Source organism: Nocardioides sp. NPDC127514 (genome assembly GCF_040302125.1).
In the GTDB taxonomy this organism is placed as follows: Bacteria; Actinomycetota; Actinomycetes; order Propionibacteriales; family Nocardioidaceae; genus Nocardioides.
The window spans coordinates 63,510-80,284 of sequence record NZ_JBEORF010000007.1 but is presented as its reverse complement, the minus strand read 5'-3'; the positions used below and the strand labels follow the sequence as shown (position 1 = coordinate 80,284).

Below are 16,775 nucleotides of genomic sequence, written 5' to 3'. Positions count from 1 at the left end.
AGCGTGTCATGGCTGCGTCTTGCTGTCAGAGATGAGCTGCGAGGAATTCAATCGTTTCCTTGACCGTGGACTCGTGGTCTGTGCGTCTGACGAGCCAAGCTGGGGTACCTCTCTGACCTCACCTTTTGACTCGGAAGTGCATGGCTGGCGAACTCTGCTTAGTCGCCGATGATGGAAGTGATCTTGTCGGCCATCCTCTGACGGTCGGCGGCGCCGAGGCGACGGATGCGTCCGTACACGCGTTCGGTGCGACTTCGCTCGCGCCTGCCCGCAGCGATCCACTTCCGCAAGATCTTGAGCTCGTTCTTCCCCATTCCGCGGACTTCCGGAAGGACCTCGTCGTAGGTTTCTGGGTCGGGAAGCTCGTCACGGATCGGCTCATTGCAGATGGACCACTCGGTCTGGAGCTCGTCGACGGACGCGCCGCCGAGCCGCTGCCCCGGGTACCCGGTGGCCGATGGTCATTCGCGCGGAGCGACCCGGGTATTCGTCATACTCTTCGCCTTGGGCGATCCCACATACCTGGCAAGCGTGGCTGTCGCGCTCCAGCACCTGCCGCCGGACCTTGGCGGAGATGGCATCTCGTTCCATACGCTCGCTGAGCCGAACGCGAGTGCCGGCCGCGTCGAGCCGGTAGGTGTTGGCGGGAAGTGACCGGTCATCCTTGTAGCTGGTGATCACCCAGCCGTCTGGACGTAGGTTTCGGAGCCTCCGGTTCAACTGTTCAGCATCCTCGGCCCTTCCCTTTGCCGGAGCGATCGCAGTTCTCAGATCCCGTATCGTGAACGTCGCCCCCAACGGCACGTTGAACTTCAGGTACGCCGCGATACGCTTCTCGCCGCCAAACTTCTGGGACTTGACCACGACGTAGTTGTACTACACCCCGGATTGTTAAGAGCGCTTAGATCCCTGAGTGCTTCGTGACTTGAAAGCTCGGTGCATGGCCAATGCCATTAGGGAAGCCTGGAAGGTGGATCCGCCAACGTTGCCATGTCGTGGCGCGCCGACTCGTTCGATATGATCACGAGACCGATGGTCGCGTTACGCAGTCCGAACTGCGGTCTCGACTAGATTCGCGATGGACGCGGGGTCCTCGTGTTCCCACGCCCTTATAACGGTCCATCCGCTTTCTCTGAGTCGTTTGTCGAACTCCCTATCACGGGACACGTTTCGTTCCAATTTTGGAAGCCAGTAGTCGACATTGCGCGACGGCGGCTTGGAATGATCAGGACACTGGTGCCAGTAGCAGCCATCGATGAACACGGCAACCTTGGCCCGGGTAAACACAACGTCGGCCTTCCAGCGAGTAGACGGTAGCGGGCTGAAGTCCACGCGATAACGGAGCCCTCTCGCGTGAAGAATCGACCGTAGCCTTAGTTCTGGCTTAGTGTTGCGCCGACGTATGGCCTGCATGTTCCGACGCCTCCCGGGGTTCAATGCCCAGGAGGTCTCGGACTTCTCATCGGAGACGGCTATACTCTTTCTCCGATCATGTCAAAGATCTTCTGTGCCATCTTCTCTCGATCGGCAGAGCCAAGGCGGCGGATGCGACCGTACGCCAGCTCTGCTGGGGTGCGTCCGCGTTTACCGGCCTGGATCCATTTTAGCAACTCAACAAGCTGCTTTCTGGTCATGCTTCGGACCGAGGGGAGAACCTCTTCGTACAACTCCGGGTTTGGGATCAAGTCACGTAAGGCCTCGTTGCACATGGCGCACTCGGTCTGGAGTTCGTCCACTGAAGCGCCACCGAGGCGCTCGCCTGGAACGAGGTGTCCGAGTGTCACCCGGGCGATTCGGCCGGGGTACTCAATGTATTCCTCGCCTCGGGCGACGCCGCATACCTGGCAGGTGGAAAGGTCCCGCTCGAAGACGAGGCGACGAACCTTGGCCGAGGGCTTGTCGCGCTTGTTGCGCTCGCCAAGCCAGACTCGGGTACCGATAGCATCCAGGCGGTAGACGTCGGGCGGCAGATCCCGGTCGTCCTTGTAGCTAGAGATCACCCAGTCGTCGGGCCGGAGCTCTCGCAGCCTTCGGTTGAGATGCTCAGCAGTGTCCGCGATGCCATCGCCGCCTATGGCCTCTCGGAGATCACGCATTGTGAACGACTCGCCCACCTCGACGTTGAAATTCAGGTAGGCGGAGAGTCGCTTCTCCCCGCCGAACTTGCCCTTCTTTGTCCCTGGGGTGACGGTCACATGCCACCAGTTCACGCCTTCGAGAGTCTGGGGCCCGTCCGTCTTGTACTTCTCATGCACGGTGCGTAGTCAAGCCGGCGATTCAGAGGAAATCTCGTGATTGCCCAACCGCATCGGCGCCCCGTCAAACGCCCCGACGCGTCCGGTTCGCGCGGGTGAAGCAGCACTTGATGCCGTCCCCTGTTGCGTACTGTGCTGACCTGGCTGAACCGATCAGTGTGGGGCTAGGCTCGGATGCTGCCGGATGGGCGCCGTGTGTGATGACAGTCACGGGAACGCGTGTTCGACGGCGCGCCTTCCGTGAGTTGGATCGATGCCCCGTACGCTATGCCTCATGACCTCCTCGACGCTGACCTCGATTGAGATCTGTGCCGGCGCTGGTGGCCAGGCGCTTGGGCTGGAGCAGGCGGGGTTTGAGCACGAACTACTCGTGGAGTACTGGGCACCGGCTGTTCAGATTCTTCGCGCCAACCGCCCGGCATGGAACGTCGTCGAGGCCGACGTTCGCGACGTCGACTTTCGGCCGTACCGCGATGCCAACATCGACTTGGTTGCTGGCGGCGTTCCGTGCACCCCGGCATCGACCGCAGGGAAGCAGTTGGGGGCATCTGACGAACGGAACCTCTGGCCGGAGGCCATTCGAATGGTCGACGAGGTCCGACCGCGTGCGGCGATGTTCGAGAACGTCCGAGGTCTTATGGACTCTAAGTTTGAAGGCTGGCGAAACGAGACGCTCGAGGCGCTTGCGCAGCTTGGATACGAGGACGCCGTCTGGGACATGGTCTATGCGGCTGACCACGGAGTGCCGCAGTTGAGGCCGCGATCTGTGCTGGTGGCATTCCGGGACGCTGAAGACCGTGAGCGCTTCCGGTGGCCTGACGCGGAGACCCCAGAAGGGGCGCGCGCAAGTGTCGGTGAAGCGCTGAAGGACCTCGTTGCGGCTAACGGCTGGGAAGGGGCCGACCGCTGGGCTTCTGAGGTTGCCACCACGATCGGCCCGACCCTGGTCGGTGGCTCGGAGAAGCACGGCGGAGCTGACCTTGGCCCGACGCGCGCAAAGGCGCAGTGGCGTCGCCTTGGTGTGGACGGCCTGGGTCTCGCGAATCACGGAGTCGCCCCCGCTGCTGATGACGATGTCAATCAGCTGTTCAAGCTCAACGTCCGCATGGCTGCGCGGATTCAGGGATTCCCGGACACTTGGAAGATCGACGAAGTCCTGCGCAAGACGAACGCGTACAAGACCATGGGTAACGCGTTTCCTCCGCCAGTCGCACGCGCGATGGGGGCGGCGATCCGCGAGGCCCTTGAGCCTACGCTCAAAGCGGGAACGCGTACCAGCGGCGATGAGGTAGCTGCCTGATCCTCGGGACCTACGCTCTGTCTCGCGCTAAACCGACGCGCGTTGTCGGTGCTCGACGCTAGGTTTACGACCGTGAGCGATGATCCGATACAGGGACTGGCATTCACTGGCCTCGATCCGGACCCAGTGCGTGACGAGGTGTACTGGCGGTTCTTCAACGCCGACCCCGCTGGTCATCGATCCTCCAAGGTCATCAGAGATACCTTTGACCAGTTGTACGACGGCCAGCACACCGGCCGGTTTCGATGGCAACAGTTGTTCAAGACGGAGAAGACCCACTTTGGGACGCTCTTGGAAATCAACCTGCGCCGTGAGTTTGATGACGTAATCGACGATGGTGTCCTGCTCGACTACCGGGTGAGCGGCGTGGACATCGATTGCAAGTACTCGCAGTCGATGGGAGGTTGGATGCTGCCTCCGGAGTGCTTCGGGCACCTTCTGTTGGTCGCTACGGCAAACGATGAAAAGGGCACCTGGAGCCTGGGCGTTGTCCGTGCCTCCGAAGAAAACCGACGCCCAAGCCAAAACCGTGATGGCAAGACCGGGCTCAACTCACGGGGGCGCGAGCAGGTTGCATGGCTGCATCGAGATGCCCGGCTTCTGCCGAATGCCCTGCTCCGACTCGACGACGCCACCCTGGCCGCGGTGCTCGCTCCGAAAAGTGGGCAGGGAAGGTTGAACGAGTTGCTTCGCAGGCTGACGAACACCCGCATCGGACGGAACACGATCGCCACGGTTGCGCAGCAGGACGACTACATGAAGCGTGTTCGAGGCAACGGCGGGGCGCGAACAGCCCTCGGTGCGGAGGGGTATCTCATTCCGGGCGGTGACTACGAGGCTCATCGCCGTGTGGCGATGGCGCTGGGCATCGAGGTCCCTAGTCCTGGCGAAGTGGTTAGCATTCGTGTCGTGCCGGCAAGCCCCGGCGAGCCGTGGACGATCGAGCTAGACGGCCGCCATTGGCGGGTAGCCCGGGACGACGAACCGTCGCTAGAGCCGGCACCGCTTCTGCCGACCACAAAGAAGGTTATGTAGGTAATCTGACGCCGATCGATCGGGTTGCCGCAGGTAACCGGTTCATCCGTGGGAACGGTTTCTTGAACATCCTATGGCTTCTATGTGCCTTGATTTCGCTGGGTGATCGGCGTTGACCGTCTTCGGCGCGGATACTGCGTGCGGCTGGTCTCTGGTAATGGGATCGTTGGCTGGCTTCCGTGCGATGTTGCCGCTGTGGACGTCGTGCCGGCGGTGCTCAACTACGCTGACTGCATGACCAGGGGGCCGCGGCGGGCGACGGTGAAGGATGTCGCGGCGCTGGCGGGGGTGTCGCCTAAGACGGTGTCGAACGTGATGAACGAGACCGTGTTCGTACGTCCCGACACCCGCGAGAAGGTGTTGGCGGCGGTGGCGGAGCTGGACTTCGTACCGAACCTGAGTGCCCGGAGCCTGCGGAGCGGGCGGTCGGGGGTGATCGCGCTGGCGCTGCCGGATCTGGCGACGGCGTTCTCGGCGGACATGGTGCACCGGGTGGTGCAGGCGGCGCACGAGCGGGGGATGGCGGTCCAGATCGAGGAGACGGCGGCGGAGCCGAAGCGGGAGCACGATCTTGTCTCGCGTGCGCGGGAGCACCAGGTCGACGGGCTGATCCTCAACCCGATCCGGCTCCAGGACAGCATCGTCGTCCACGACGACCAGCTGCCGCCGGTGGTGCTGATCGGGGAGGTCGAGCAGCACAAGGTCGACCGGGTGCTGATCGACAGCCGGCAGGCGGGGTACGAGGTGGCGGCCCACCTTCTCGAGCGCGGCGCGGGGCGAATAGCGGTCTTGGGTGGCGAGACCGGCGCAACTGACGCCATGGCCACCAGCGTCCAGCGGCTCGAGGGCTACCACCGCGCGCTCGGCGAGCACGGCGTTGCGTACGACCCGGCGCTCGAGGTGAACGTGGAGAAGTGGTCGATGGTGGGTGGGGCCGAAGCGGCGGAAGAGCTGCTGGGCCGCGGCGTCGAGTTCGACGCGATCATGGCGTTCACCGACTCGATCGCGTTCGGCGCCATGCACGTGCTCCAGGAGCACGGGCTCGAGGTTCCCGGGGACGTCCTGGTCACCGGGTTCGACGACGTCGAGCACGCCCGATTCATGAACCCGTCGTTGACCACGGTCGCGCTGGACCGGCGCGCGTTCGCCGAGGCGGCGGTCGATCTGCTGCTGACCCGGATCGATGACCGTACGTCCCCACCGCGCGCGGTGGCGGTCCCGCACGAGCTGGTCGTCCGGGCGAGCACTACGCGGTAGCTAGTGGGCGGTCCAGCGGCCGCGTGCGATCCACGCGCCGACGAGGATGCCCAGCAGGTAGCCCATACCTGCGGCGATGAGCAGCGTCGTACTCATCGGGAGCGTGGCCTTCGGGACTTCATGCTTCCCATTGGCACTCGTGATCGAGGCGTGGTCGGTCGGGGTCGGAAGGGATCCACCGAATAGGGGAGGCGGAGACTCTTGCCTGTGTCATTACAACGATGTAATAGTTTCGTGCCATGACCAGCGCACGTATCACCATCGACCGTGACTTCACGATCGCCGACGTACCCCGCCGCCTCTTCGGGTCGTTCGTCGAGCACATGGGGAGGTGCGTCTACACCGGCATCTACGAACCCGGCCATCCGACCGCCGACGACCGTGGCTACCGCAAAGACGTGCTCGAGCTCGTCCGGGAGCTGGGCCCGACGGTGGTGCGCTACCCCGGGGGAAACTTCGTCTCCGGCTATCGCTGGGAGGACGGGATCGGTCCGGTCGCGGACCGGCCCCGCCGCCTCGACGGCGCCTGGCACACGATCGAGACCAACGAGTTCGGGCTGCACGAGTTCATGGGCTGGGCCCGCGAGGCCGAGGTCGAGGTGATGGAGGCGATCAACCTCGGTACGCGCGGGGTCGAGGAAGCGCGGGCGCTGGTCGAGTACGCGAACCATCCCGGCGGGACGTACTGGTCGGATCTTCGCCGGAAGAACGGAGCCGAGGAGCCCTTCGACATCAAGCTGTGGTGCCTCGGCAACGAGCTCGACGGGCCGTGGCAGATCGGCCACAAGACGGCACACGAGTACGGCCGGCTGGCGCAGGAGACGGCCAAGACGATGAAGCTCGTCGACGACTCGATCGAGCTGGTCGCGGTGGGTTCGTCCAACCGCTACATGGAGACGTTCGGCTCGTGGGAGCACACCGTGCTGACCCACGCCTATGACGAGATCGACTACATCTCGATGCACGAGTACTACCAGGAGCGCTCCGGAGACGCCGCCTCGTTCCTTGCCGAGGCGGTCGGGATGGACGCGTTCATCGACGGCGTCGTCGCCACGATCGATGCCGTCAAGGCGGCCGGCAAGCACACCAAGCAGGTCGACATCTCCTTCGACGAGTGGAACGTCTGGTATTACGAGGGCCTCGACTCCGAGGACCAGCCCCATCAGGTGAAGAAGGAGTGGCGCGAGCACCCGCGGCTGATCGAGGACACCTACTCCGTCACCGATGCCGTGGTCGTCGGGACCCTGCTCAACAGCCTGCTGCGCCATGGCGACCGGGTACGCATCGCCAACCAGGCGCAGCTGGTGAACGTGATCGCGCCGATCCGATCGGAGGAGGGCGGGCCGGCCTGGCGGCAGACGATCTTCTGGCCGTTCGCCCGGATGGCTTCCCTCGCCCGCGGACAGATCCTGCGGCTCGCCGTCTCCGCCGACCAGATCCCGACCGAGAAGTTCGGCGACGTCGACGTCATCGACGCTGCCGCGACCTGGTCGGAGCCGGACGGTCGAGTCGCGCTCTTCGTCGCCAACCGTGGGCTCGAGGAGGCTTCCGAGGTGACCGTCGATCTGCGCGGCCTCGGGGTCTCGCGGGTGGCGAGTGCCGAGGTCCTCACCATTCCCGAGGGCGGCGACCGGCACACGTCCAACGTGGAGGCCGCGCCCGATCGGGTGGGTCTCGTGCCGCTTCGCGACGTCGGCGTCCAGGACGGGAGCGTGCGACTGAACCTTCCGCCGTTGTCGTGGGCGGTCGTCGAGCTCGAGGTGTCGGTGTCGTGAGCCCGAGGTTGACCTTGACCGTCAGTGAGAGCGAGCTCCTCCGGCTGGCGGAGAAGATCAGGGAGAAGGCAGGCGCCAGGTTCGTGCTCGGCATCGTCGGTCCGCCGGGGGCGGGGAAGTCGACGCTGGCGGAGCGGCTGCGGGACGTGCTCAACGAGGACGGGCGGGTTGCGGTGGTCGCGCCGATGGACGGGTTCCACCGGAGCAACGCCGAGCTCGACGCGATGGGGGCGCGGGCGCGGAAGGGCGAGCCGGACACCTTCGATGCCGAGGCATATGTGGCGGCGTTGCGACAGCTGCGGGGTCGCGGACGAGTCGAGTGGCCGACGTTCAGCCGTGTCACGGACGAGCCGGTGCCCGGCGGGGTGGTGATCGACGGCGAGCCGATCGTGATCACCGAGGGCAACTACCTGTTGCTGGAGGATGGGCCGTGGAAGGACGTACGCGGGCTCCTGGACGAGGCATGGTTCGTCGACGTCCCGGACGAGGTCCTCGTGCCCCGGTTGCTCGAGCGGTTCCTCGCCGGCGGGAGGTCGCGGGCGGAGGCCGAGGCCAAGATCGCCGAGAGCGATCTGCGCAACGCCGCGCTGGTGCGGGCGACGCGGGATCGAGCAGTTCGGGTGCTCTGATCCTCAGTCCGCCGACGCGGCGCAGTCGATCAGGAACGACATCAGCTCGGTGGCGTCGTCGGTGGTGACGACGGTGTCGAGGGCGTGGTCGAGCTCGAGGCGTCGGGCGCCGGGGATGCTGATGGCGTCGAAGCCGTTCGAGATCAGGATGCCGGTCATCATCAGCAGGGCGGTGCGTTCGTTGCCGCCGGCGTAGAACCGGGTCCGTGCGGCGGAGCAGAAGTAGATCAGTGCCCGGAGCCGGGGGTCGTCGGTCTCGGCGAGGCGCTCCCGCAGGGTGGCGAAGCGGGCTCGAAGCAGCTCGCTGCCGTTTCGGCGCAGCGTGCCCTCGCCGCGGAACCTTCCGGCGTCAGGCGTCTCGTGGAGGGCGACGATGCGGTTGAGGCGGTCGGACGTCGATTTGTCGATATGGAACCTGCCGTAGCCGATCATGTCGCGGAGCGCGCCGTACGCCTCGTTCAGCGCCAGCACCTGCAGCTCGTCCGCGGCCCGGTGGCCACCGACGGTGATGCCGTCGAGGAGGGAGCGGACCTCGGGAAGGGTGAAGCTGTTGCCCTCGAGCGTCGCGGCGTTCCAGACCAGCTCGGGCAGGCTCGCGCGGAACCGGCGCCAGGCGCGGTCGGTGTCGCTCGGGAGGATGCGGGCGGTGTCGACCTCGGTCCACCAGATGCCGGTGTCGCGCAGTTGGGCGTCACGGTCCGCGACCTCCCGGTAGGTGTCGTCCGTGGTCGCCTTGCGGGCGGCGTACGTCTCGGGGTCTGGTGCCCAGCGGGGCTGCTTGGTCACCATGTCCGGATCTCCTCGCGGGCGCGGTCCGCGGCATCGCCGCCGACCGAGATGGCGTCGATCGCGATCTGGATCGGGGCCGCGTAGACGACCCGATCGCGCTCGAATGTGCCGAGGAACAGCTCGGGTTCGGCGGCGGCGATGACCACGGTGGAACGGTGCGGGGCGGATGCCGGCCGGAGGGTTCCGCCGGTGAGAAGAGTCCGGATCGCGCTCGGGTCCTCGCACCACAGGACCGAGATCCGGGGGACGGCCCCATCGAAGGACGGGAGGTCCAGGCCGGCCGCGCCGGAGAGCGCCCAGCGCTGGCCGGAGGCCTCGCCGGCGGAGGCGAGCCGGCCGATGGTGGCCTCCCCGCCCAGCCGGACGGCGTCCGGTCGGTGGAGAACACCCGAGGCGCGTGCCGCCTCCTCGATGATCTGAATCGGGTCGCCGTCGGCCCAGGTGTCGAGCCGGGTAGCCCAATGTTCGACGTCGGCGTCCACGTCCGCCGGGTAGTTCTCGTCGAGGATGGCTCGCGCCGCCGCGGCGGCTGCTGCGGATGCCAGCGGTGTGGTGCTCATCGTCAGGTCGAGCCCGCAGGCAGCGGTGATGTTGTGGAGCGTCGCGACCGACGGACTGACCTGGTCGTTGAGGATCCGATGGACCGTCGACGCGGCCACGCCCGCGCGCGCCGCCACCTGGCGGGCGTTGAGGCCCGAGTGCTCGATGCACTCGGCGACCAGGCGGCCGACGTCCGATTCCATATATGCAACTCTAGGTCGAGGTGTTGCATATATGGAACAGGCGCGGCGACGTACCTTCTTCTAATGTGTGCGCCATGACGCGACCGATCACGCTGCTCGTCGAAGGAGAGTCGGACAAGGCTCTGGTGGAGGCGCTGGCTCCGCGCTACGGAGTGGAGCTGACCGAGCTCGGGATCGAGGTCGTCTCGATGAACGGCGCCGGGAACGCGGGCCGCTACATCCGGGAGACGACGGCTGCGGGACATCGGGTCGGCGGCCTCTACGACGAGGCCGAGGAGCACTTCGTCACCAACGCGCTCGGCCGGCAGCTCGGCGAGGACCTCTCCGGCCAGGGGTTCTTCGCATGCCGGCGCGATCTCGAGGACGAGATGATCCGGGCGATCGGCGCCGCGCGGATCGTCGAGATCCTCGAGGCCAACGGCGAGGGCGGCAAGTTCCGTACGCTGCAGAACCAGCCCGAGCATCGCGGCGAGGAGGTCGCCGACCAGCTGCACCGCTTCTTCGGCACCGCGTCGGGTCGCAAGATCCGCTACGGCACCATCCTCGGCGAGGCCGTCGAGATCGAGTCGATCCCGGACCCGCTGGTCGGGCTGCTGACCTGGTGCTGGGGATGACCCGGCTGACCTAGGGCTCCATGTCGTCGTGGACGACGACGCGGGAGAGCTCGATGGTGCCGTCGGGGCACTTCCAGAAGTGCAGCCGCCGGGCGCTGGGCGTGTGGATCTGCATCGAGACCCGGTAGCAGACCGCGCCGTCGGGGCGGGACTGTGGGGCGGCGTTGCCCCCGGCAGAGGTACGCAGCTGGTGCAGCTCGCGGCCGGTCGACTGCTCCGCCAGGCCGGTGAGCACCTCCATGACCACGTCGGCGATCTTGTCGACGGCGATGCCCTCGAGCGCGTCGACGCTGTCGAGGAACCGCTCGCCGATCGCGTAGTCCGGCAGCGGCCGGGTGGGCTGTTCGCCGACGGGGATCCGGCGGGCCCAGGCGGCCTCGACCAGGTGACGGAAGCCGCGCTCGCGGTCGGCGAAGACGGGCAGGGCTACGTCGGGCGGGGCGGTGCGTTGCTTGGCGCGGCGCAGCTGGGAGCGCATCCGGGCCAGCTCGGCGTCGCGGGTCTCGACCTGGCGGGCCGCACGTGCGAGGTCCTTGGCGAACTGCACGCGCTCGTTGCGCAGCCCGGAGACCTGGTCGCGGAGCTCGGCCAGCTCCGCCTCGAGGTGTGCCTTTTCGGCCTTGATCGCGGTGACCTGCAGCGACATCGACTGCACGGCCGCCTTCTTCGCCGGCGCGGGCCCCTTCTCGGGCATGGGCGAGGGTTCGGGCGACGGCGCGGGCGCCGGCCGGACCGCGCGGACCGGCTCGCCCTTGCGCCGCGGCATCATCGCGGGACTCGGGATCGCCGGCTTGGCCGGAGCCAGCGGAACGGGCTCAGCAACCGGTTCCACCAAAGGAGCGGCCGCGGCAGGCGCGGTCTCGGCAGGCGCGGGCTCCGCACGTGCAGGCTCGGAATCGACATGCTCGACAGGCGCAGGCGGCGGAGCATCCGGATCGAGCCATGGGGGCCCACCGGCGTACAGGGCGAGGGCCTCGCGGGCGGTGTCGTGCTCGCGGACCTCGCGCAGCGACAGCCGCCACTTGGGCCCGGTGGCGATGACCCGCGCGAGCACGACCTCGCCGGGGGTGAGGAGCGCCGAGAGGTCGTCGTCGGGGTCGCCGGTCACATCCGAGCGGAAGAGCTCGACGGTGACGTCGGGATGCAGGCGCAGGTCGGCCGAGCCGGCCAGCACGGAGCGGACCTCGGCGGGGACGACGTCCCCGGCGGCGTACGTCTTCAATGCCTCTTCGGCGGTGGGGCGGCTCTCCCGGATGTCGAGCCAGCGTGACTTCTTCTCCAGGACGCCGTCGACGTGCATCCCAGGGGCGAGTACGCGCTCGATCGGCACCCCGGCCTGGGCGAGCTGGGGCGGGACCGAGGCCATGTCGCCCCCATCGAGGGCGACCAGAGCGCGCTCGCTCATGATCGAGCGCACCGTGCCGGCGCGGCGCTCGCGGGTGGAGGCGGTGCGGGCGCTGTCGAAGAGCCCGGCCGCCGCGGCCATGTCGAGAGCGTCGTCGATGAGCTGCCCGGTGAGCTTGGGGCCCTCGGACTTGCTCCACGCGAACCGCAGCGGGGCCTGCTTCAGATCGATGTTCCACCCCAGGCCGACCGGGTAGACCCGTCCGGCGCCGCCGTAGACCTGCGTGCCCGGCGTCATCTTGTTGGAGAAGGCCCAGGTGTGTCCGCCGGTCGTGACCAGGTAGAGGTCGGCTAGGTCGCCGATCTCGGCCGCGATCCGCTCCACGTCGGCGTAGGGCTCGGTGTGTCCTGACGCAACCGTCACCACCACGGTCGGCTTCGTGCGGGAGTCGCCGTTGAGCAACGCCGCCAGCGCCTCGGCCTCGGACGTGTTCGTCACGCGTTTGATCGCAGACATGCCCCTCCTTTTACAAAAACGTACAGCGAACGGAAAGCGGACCGACGTCAACGACCCGGCCTTTGCGGGAGCATTCGGCAGAGCATTCGTCGGAGCCGATACCGGGGGCGGGTGTCAATGACGCAGCTGTGTCATATTTGACTCGCCAACTTGTCTAGGGCCGTGACGCTTTTACGACATTGGCAGGTATCTGCCGCGCTCCGGCGCTCGGAATGACTGCGGCTGTAACAAATCGAGAGAACGCTTTCCCGTGGCAATAATCGATCCGTCCGCATTACCCGGGAATGTGCACGATCTCTGCTCGCGGGTTTTGCCGACGGTTTCCGCAAGGAGACCCACCTTGAGATATTCACGCCTCGGCCGATCGGCCGTAGCAGCCACAGGCATACTCGCCGCCACGGCTGCGATGCTTGCCACTCCCGCATTCGCCGGCACCCCTACGGCCGACGACAAGGCCCCTGCGGCCAAGCTCACGTCCACCCTCGAGTCGAAGTTCGAGAAGTCGGAATCGACCGACTTCTGGCTCCGGTTCTCCGACAAGGCCAACCTCGGTCCGGCCTCCGCCATCGACGACTGGACCGAGCGTGGCCAGTACGTCGTCGACGTGCTCGAGAGGACGGCGAAGGCATCTCAGGCCGGCGCCGTCGCCGAGCTCGACGCCGCCAAGGTCAGCTACAAGACGTACGCGATCTCGAACGCGATCCTGGTGAAGGACGGCTCCGAGGACCTGGCGCTGAAGCTGGCCGCCGACCCGGAGATCAAGACCGTCCACGAGCGGGCCAAGCTCTCGCTCGTGGAGCCGGTCAAGGAGGAGGCGGCCACCAAGGCGCCGCAGGGCATCGAGTGGGGCATCGACTTCATCAACGCTCCCGAGGCGTGGGAGCAGGGCGCGACCGGCGCCGGCATCGTGGTCTCCAGCGTCGACTCCGGCACCGACTACACCCACCCGGCCCTGGTGAACCAGTACCGCGGCAACAACGGTGACGGCACCTTCACCCACGACTACAACTGGTACGACGCCTACGGCGACTGCTCCAGCGGTCCCTGCGACCTCGACGGCCACGGCACCCACACGATGGGCACCATGGTCGGCGACGACGGCACCGGCAACCAGATCGGTGTCGCACCCGACGCCGAGTGGATCGAGACCAACGGCTGCTGCGGCACCGACGCCGGGCTGCTCGAGTCGGGCTGGTGGCTGCTGGAGCCGACCGACGCGGCCGGGGAGAACCCGGACGTCGCCAAGCGCCCGCACGTCATCAACAACTCCTGGGGCTGGAACGGCGTCGGCTACATCGACTCCTTCTTCGACGACGTGAACGCCGCCTGGAACGCAGCCGGCCAGTTCTCCTCGTGGGCCTCCGGCAACCCGGGCTCGATGTGCCAGGGGACGTCGTCCCCGGGCGCGAACGTGCTCACCTACTCGGTGGGCGCGGTCGACTCCTCCGGCGCCGTCGCCTCCTTCTCGGGCCGTGGCTCGGGCCAGAACGGCCTGGTCAAGCCCAACATCGCGGCGCCGGGCGTGAACGTACGCTCCTCCCTCCCGGGCGGTTCGTACGGCAGCTACAACGGCACCTCGATGGCCGCCCCGCACCTCGCGGGAGCCGTCGCGGCGCTGTGGAGCTACAACCCGACCCTGATCGGTAACGTCGAGGAGACCCGCCGCCTGCTCAACGAGGCGGCGACCGACGTCGACGACACCACCTGCGGTGGCACTGCCGAGAACAACAACGTGTACGGCGAGGGCTACCTCGACCTGGCACGCCTGATCGCCCTGGCTCCGGCCGAGGGCGGCACGGTCGCCGGCACCGTCACCAGCGGTGGTGAGCCGATCGAGGGCGCGACCGTCGTGCTCGACGGCGAGGCGCTCGACCGCACCCTCACCACCGACGCCGAGGGCCACTTCTCGGCCGGTGTCTTCGTCGGCGACTACGACCTGACCACCTCCGCCTTCGGGTTCGTCACCGAGACGGGATCCGCGACGGTCACCCAGGACGCCACCACGACCGTCGACTTCGACCTCGCCGAGGCTCCGAAGCACACGGTCAGCGGCACGGTCACCAACGCCAGCACCAACGCCCCGATCGCCGGGGCCGAGATCCAGCTCTCGCCGGGCAACCTGTCCGCGACCTCGGGTGCCGACGGGACCTACTCGATCGCGGGCGTCCCGGAGGGGACGTACACGATCTTCACCGATGGGTCCGGCTGTGCCGAGGCCACGAGCTCCGAGATCGAGGTCACGGGCGCCAAGACCCACAACGTCAAGGTGGTCTTCTCCTACGACGACTACGGCTACTTCTGCTCGGAGGGCTCGAGCGGCGTACGTTCCGGCACCACCGCGCTCGGACTGGAAGGTGACGACGCGGCCGCCTCGGTGGACCTGCCGTTCAGCTTCCCGCTCTACGGAGGCAGCTACGCCAAGGCGTACGTCGCATCGAACGGTCACGTGAACTTCCTCGCGTCCAGCACGGCCTACGCCAACGGGGCGCTGCCGTCCACGGCCGTGCCGAACGCGGCGATCTACCCGTTCTGGGACGACCTCGACGCCCGCGGTGAGGCCGACGTGTTCACCGCAGCGACGACGGTCGACGGCGTGGACGCGTTCGTCATCGAGTGGCGTGACGTCTACCCGTTGAGCAGCTCGGACCTGCTCGACTTCTCGGTCACCCTCTTCGAGGACGGCCGGGTCGAGCTGGGCTACGGCGACCTGCCGAGCGGGGACCGGGCCCTGGGCGGCTCGGCCACGATCGGGATCGAGAACGCCACCGGCACCATCGGCACGCAGTTCTCGCTCAACACCGCGTCGCTGAGCGACGACAAGTCGATCACCTTCGACCTGGCCCCGATGGGCACGGTCAGCGGTGTCGTCAAGGACTACAACACCAAGGAGGGCATCGACGGCGCCGAGGTCACCCTGACCCCGACCGCCGGCGGGTCCGTCAAGACGGTCGAGACCGGCGCCGACGGCTCCTACAGCGTCGACCTGGTGACCGGTGCGTACGGCGTGAGCTTCACCGCGCCCGACTACGACCCGATCAGCCGCAACCTCACCGTCGCCGAGGACACCACGCTCACCTCCAACGCCCAGCTCAAGGCGGGCCGGCTCACCGTCACCCAGACGGCGCTGAACGCCAGCCTCGCGATGGGTGGCTCGGTCTCCCGCAACCTGAAGATCGCCAACACCGGGTCCGCGCCCGTCGAGGTCGATCTGGGTGCCAGCGGCGAGGAGATCGTCATCCAGGGCGACAAGACCGCCTCGGCCGGTGTCACCAAGAGCGTCACCACGAAGGCCACGACGGTCGAGACCAAGCCGGGTGCCGGCTCGAAGGCGTCGGGTCTGACCTCGTCGAAGTCGGGGAGCAAGCTGGGTTCGTCGGGTCAGCCGTCGGTGACCGCTCTGGCGCCGACCCCCGCGGGTGAGACGACCCTGTCTCACTCGAGCTCGCACGAGGTCGTGATGTCCAGCTCGGTCGCGTGCCCCTCGGGGACCACGACCATCCTGCGCACCTACTCTCCGGGTGACTTCGGGGTCTCCGGCGGCTTCACGCCCACGAGCGTGAGCTTCGCGGTCCAGGAGTCGGCGAACGGGAGCACGCCGGTGACGGCGACGCTCTACACGTTGCCGGAGGGCGCGGCGTTCACCTTCGCCAACCTGACCCCGATCGGGTCGGGTACGACGACGGTGACCGGTGACTTCGGGGCGACCTACACGGTGCCGATCGCGGCGTCGGCGGAGATCGCGCCGGACGACATCCTGGTCGTCTCCGTCGCCGGTGGTGCGGTCTACTTCGGTGGCAACGCCGCCGCCGAGACCTCGCCGACCTACCTGGCCTCCGACGCCTGCGGTACGCCGGAGCCGACCGACGCCGCGGAGCTCGGGTTCCCCGACTCCAACATCATCCTCGATGTGACCGGTGAGACCGGTGGCGGCGGTGGCGTCGCGTGGCTGGACGTCCAGCCGCCGTCGTTCACGCTGGCACCGGGCAAGTCGGTCACCGCGATCGCCACGTTCGCGGCCACGGTCGACCAGCCGGGCACCTACACGGCTGACGTGGTCATCGGGAACAACACGCCCTACACCGTGGCGCCGGTCCCGGCGACCATGATCGTGAAGGCGCCCGCGGGCTGGGGCAAGATCACGGGCACGGTGACGGGCTCGGGTGAGGCGCTCGAGGGTGCGGTGGTGGCCCTCGACGGCGTGTCGTACGACGTGACGCTTCGGACAGATGCGGACGGCACCTACGGGTACTGGATGCAGAAGTCCAACGCGCCGCTCCAAGTGGTCGTCGCGGCCGACGGGTTCGTCCCGGCGACCAAGAAGGCGCAGATCGTGGCTGGTCAGACGACTGTCTACGACTTCGACCTGAAGCCGCTCGACTAGCACACGACCGGCTCGACAGCGAGGCCCCGGGCACCATCCGGTGTCCGGGGCCTTCGCGTGTTTGTTCGGAACGGCTCTGGCGCGACTCGAATGTCGGTGCTGCGGTGTACGATCGCGGCGCCTGCGAGAACAACCC

13 protein-coding genes are annotated in these 16,775 nt (G+C 67.2%); 7 read left to right on the top strand and 6 right to left on the bottom strand.

What is annotated here, in order from left to right; genetic code table 11:
* Window positions 1-378 precede the first annotated feature (378 nt).
* From ABTX24_RS07335 to ABTX24_RS07325, 3 genes are all read right to left on the bottom strand, one after another.
* A complete protein-coding gene (locus ABTX24_RS07335; protein WP_350838489.1) occupies window positions 379-864 on the bottom strand; it encodes an HNH endonuclease in 486 nt (161 codons plus the stop codon).
* 177 nt (window positions 865-1,041) lie between these two features.
* Complete coding sequence (locus tag ABTX24_RS07330) at window positions 1,042-1,437, bottom strand: very short patch repair endonuclease (protein ID WP_350838487.1); 396 nt, start codon at window positions 1,435-1,437, stop codon at window positions 1,042-1,044.
* A 35-nt stretch (window positions 1,438-1,472) separates the two neighbouring features.
* On the bottom strand, window positions 1,473-2,255 hold the full coding sequence (locus ABTX24_RS07325; protein WP_350838485.1) for an HNH endonuclease: 783 nt from the start codon (window positions 2,253-2,255) through the stop codon (window positions 1,473-1,475).
* 274 nt (window positions 2,256-2,529) lie between these two features.
* Between ABTX24_RS07325 and ABTX24_RS07320 the strand changes: the two genes are divergently transcribed.
* From ABTX24_RS07320 to ABTX24_RS07300, 5 genes are all read left to right on the top strand, one after another.
* Window positions 2,530-3,555 carry a DNA cytosine methyltransferase gene (locus ABTX24_RS07320; RefSeq protein WP_350838483.1) on the top strand — a complete coding sequence of 342 codons (1,026 nt, stop codon included), beginning with the start codon at window positions 2,530-2,532 and terminating at the stop codon, window positions 3,553-3,555.
* Window positions 3,556-3,627: 72 nt separating this feature from the next.
* Window positions 3,628-4,590, top strand: a complete 963-nt coding sequence (locus ABTX24_RS07315; protein ID WP_350838481.1) for a NaeI family type II restriction endonuclease — start codon at window positions 3,628-3,630, stop codon at window positions 4,588-4,590.
* Window positions 4,591-4,824: 234 nt separating this feature from the next.
* A complete protein-coding gene (locus ABTX24_RS07310; RefSeq protein WP_350838480.1) occupies window positions 4,825-5,847 on the top strand; it encodes a LacI family DNA-binding transcriptional regulator in 1,023 nt (340 codons plus the stop codon).
* Window positions 5,848-6,086: 239 nt separating this feature from the next.
* A complete protein-coding gene (arfA, locus tag ABTX24_RS07305; protein WP_350838479.1) occupies window positions 6,087-7,622 on the top strand; it encodes an arabinosylfuranosidase ArfA in 1,536 nt (511 codons plus the stop codon).
* A 14-nt stretch (window positions 7,623-7,636) separates the two neighbouring features.
* Entirely contained in the window at window positions 7,637-8,251 is a 615-nt protein-coding gene (locus ABTX24_RS07300; protein WP_160025382.1) for a nucleoside/nucleotide kinase family protein, read from the top strand.
* Between the two features lie 3 nt (window positions 8,252-8,254).
* On the opposite strand, the gene ABTX24_RS07295 is transcribed toward ABTX24_RS07300, so the two are convergent.
* Window positions 8,255-9,037: a Fic family protein gene (locus tag ABTX24_RS07295; RefSeq protein WP_350838477.1), complete on the bottom strand. Its 783-nt coding sequence runs from the start codon at window positions 9,035-9,037 to the stop codon at window positions 8,255-8,257.
* Window positions 9,034-9,783 carry a helix-turn-helix domain-containing protein gene (locus ABTX24_RS07290; RefSeq protein WP_160025381.1) on the bottom strand — a complete coding sequence of 250 codons (750 nt, stop codon included), beginning with the start codon at window positions 9,781-9,783 and terminating at the stop codon, window positions 9,034-9,036. The genes ABTX24_RS07295 and ABTX24_RS07290 overlap by 4 nt, the downstream gene beginning before the upstream one ends.
* 74 nt (window positions 9,784-9,857) lie before the next feature.
* Between ABTX24_RS07290 and ABTX24_RS07285 the strand changes: the two genes are divergently transcribed.
* Window positions 9,858-10,397 (top strand): TOPRIM nucleotidyl transferase/hydrolase domain-containing protein, encoded by a 540-nt coding sequence (locus tag ABTX24_RS07285; RefSeq protein ID WP_350838475.1) that lies wholly within the window; start codon window positions 9,858-9,860, stop codon window positions 10,395-10,397.
* 10 nt (window positions 10,398-10,407) lie between these two features.
* Here the strand turns inward: ABTX24_RS07285 and ABTX24_RS07280 are convergent, their stop codons facing one another.
* Window positions 10,408-12,258 carry a hypothetical protein gene (locus ABTX24_RS07280; RefSeq protein ID WP_350838474.1) on the bottom strand — a complete coding sequence of 617 codons (1,851 nt, stop codon included), beginning with the start codon at window positions 12,256-12,258 and terminating at the stop codon, window positions 10,408-10,410.
* 340 nt (window positions 12,259-12,598) lie between these two features.
* Between ABTX24_RS07280 and ABTX24_RS07275 the strand changes: the two genes are divergently transcribed.
* A complete protein-coding gene (locus tag ABTX24_RS07275) occupies window positions 12,599-16,639 on the top strand; it encodes a carboxypeptidase regulatory-like domain-containing protein (protein ID WP_350838473.1) in 4,041 nt (1,346 codons plus the stop codon).
* Window positions 16,640-16,775 lie beyond the last annotated feature (136 nt).

Excerpts from the sequence above, each read along its gene's own strand:
- ABTX24_RS07290 (WP_160025381.1), bottom strand. The coding sequence starts at position 9,783 with ATGGAATCGGACGTCGGCCGCCTGGTCGCCGAGTGCATCGAGCACTCG.
- ABTX24_RS07280 (WP_350838474.1), bottom strand. The coding sequence starts at position 12,258 with ATGTCTGCGATCAAACGCGTGACGAACACGTCCGAGGCCGAGGCGCTG.
- ABTX24_RS07320 (WP_350838483.1), top strand. The coding sequence starts at position 2,530 with ATGACCTCCTCGACGCTGACCTCGATTGAGATCTGTGCCGGCGCTGGT.
- arfA (WP_350838479.1), top strand. The coding sequence starts at position 6,087 with ATGACCAGCGCACGTATCACCATCGACCGTGACTTCACGATCGCCGAC.
- ABTX24_RS07310 (WP_350838480.1), top strand. The coding sequence starts at position 4,825 with ATGACCAGGGGGCCGCGGCGGGCGACGGTGAAGGATGTCGCGGCGCTG.
- ABTX24_RS07285 (WP_350838475.1), top strand. The coding sequence starts at position 9,858 with ATGACGCGACCGATCACGCTGCTCGTCGAAGGAGAGTCGGACAAGGCT.